Here is a 1,580-nt window from a genome sequence, read left to right on the forward strand (position 1 = left end):
ACGCTGGCCTGCTGCAGCGCTTCGTCGGTGAACAACCAGCCCGACACGTCGCGCAGGCCGGCAAATTTCGCCGCTGCCCGCCGCCGCAGCAGCGTGGTCTCCACCAGCGCCGGCGATCGGTCGGCGAATCGGGCTCGCACCGCCGCGATGTCGGCGACTCGGCTGCTTTCCGTCCACGCGAATCCGGCGACGGCCTGCAGGGCTGCCGTACCTGAGTCGGACCGCAGATAACTGACGTCGTCGCGGCTGAAGTTGAACCCCGCGCTCAGGACCGGGTACTCCTACCGCAACGACATCAGAGATCGAACGCAAATGGGTCGACAACCGTGTCGGCCGAGGCGATCCCCGGCGCGGAGGCCCCCGCCGCCCCAATGCCCAATCCCACGGCCAGCAAACCTAGCCGGCCGATCCCCCGAGCACCTGACATGAGCGTTCCTCTCCCGACCACCGACGGTGCACAAACCGCTGTCAGCTGAACCCGGCGAGTGTAACAACAACCCAAGGCGAACATATGACCCGCTGATAACGGCAGATCAATGCGTTTCCGGTGGCGTTGCCACAACGCGTCCGTAGCTCAAGTCCGGCAAGCGATCGTCGAGCCCGAGGTTCAGGACGGCTTGACCCCGGTCACCATTACGTTGTAGAACCAGCCCTTCGGCACCAGCCGGCGCCACACCTTGGCGTCCACCCAGCTCAGCGTCTTCCAACCGCCGAACGCGAACCTGGCCCAATCCCAGCCGAGTTTGCCCGGCGGCACCGTCGACTCGAAGGTGCGGACCGGCCAGCCCAGCATCGCCGCAGTGAACTCCTCGCTGGCGGTGCGAACCTGCACTGCGCCGGCGCGGCAGGCCATCCGCTCGAGGTCGTTCGGGTCGAAGGTGTGCAGGTCGACCACCCACTCCAGGGCGGCCGCCCGTGAGTTCTCGTCGAGCTCGGCCTGGGGACGGCGCCAGCTGCCCAGCCCGGGCAGCTTCACGGCTCGGATGGTGACGTTCCACGTCAGGTTCGCCAGAGCACGGGCGTATTTATTGCCGACGGTGGTCGGCTCGCCAGCGAATACGAACCGGCCGCCCGGCCGCAGCACCCGCATCACCTCTCGCAGCGACAGCTCGACATCGGGAATGTGATGCAGCACCGCATGCCCGACCACAAGGTCGAAGGTGTCGTCGTCGTACGGGATGCCCTCGGCGTCGGCGACCCGGCCGTCAATGTCGAGTCCGAGGGCCTGCCCGTTGCGGGTCGCAACTTCCACCATGCCGGGCGACAGGTCGGTGACCGAACCGCGCCGCGCCACCCCGGACTGGATCAGGTTCAGCAGGAAAAAGCCTGTCCCGCAGCCCAATTCGAGTGCACGGTCATAAGGCAGCCGGCGGATCTCGGAATCCGGGACGATTGCGTCGAAGCGGCCGCGGGCGTAGTCGACGCAGCGCTGGTCATAGGAGATCGACCACTTGTCGTCGTAGCTCTCGGCCTCCCAGTCGTGATAGAGCACCTGGGCTAGCTTGCTGTCGTGCCGGGCGGCTTCCACCTGCTCAGCGGTGGCATGCGGCTGCGGTGCCGGATTGGTACTCGTCATGGTC

The 1,580-nt window shown here is 66.8% G+C and carries 1 protein-coding gene; it reads right to left on the reverse strand.

Features of this window, described 5'->3' with window-relative positions:
- Positions 1-607: 607 nt before the first annotated feature.
- Positions 608-1,576 (reverse strand): class I SAM-dependent methyltransferase, encoded by a 969-nt coding sequence (locus WA317_RS17335; RefSeq protein WP_425174204.1) that lies wholly within the window; start codon positions 1,574-1,576, stop codon positions 608-610.
- Positions 1,577-1,580 lie beyond the last annotated feature (4 nt).

Origin of the sequence: Mycobacterium sp. (assembly GCF_049802695.1) — a bacterium.
GTDB lineage: Bacteria > Actinomycetota > Actinomycetes > Mycobacteriales > Mycobacteriaceae > Mycobacterium.

Coding starts and splice junctions, on each gene's coding strand:
- WA317_RS17335 (WP_425174204.1), bottom strand. CDS start 1,576: ATGACGAGTACCAATCCGGCACCGCAGCCGCATGCCACCGCTGAGCAG.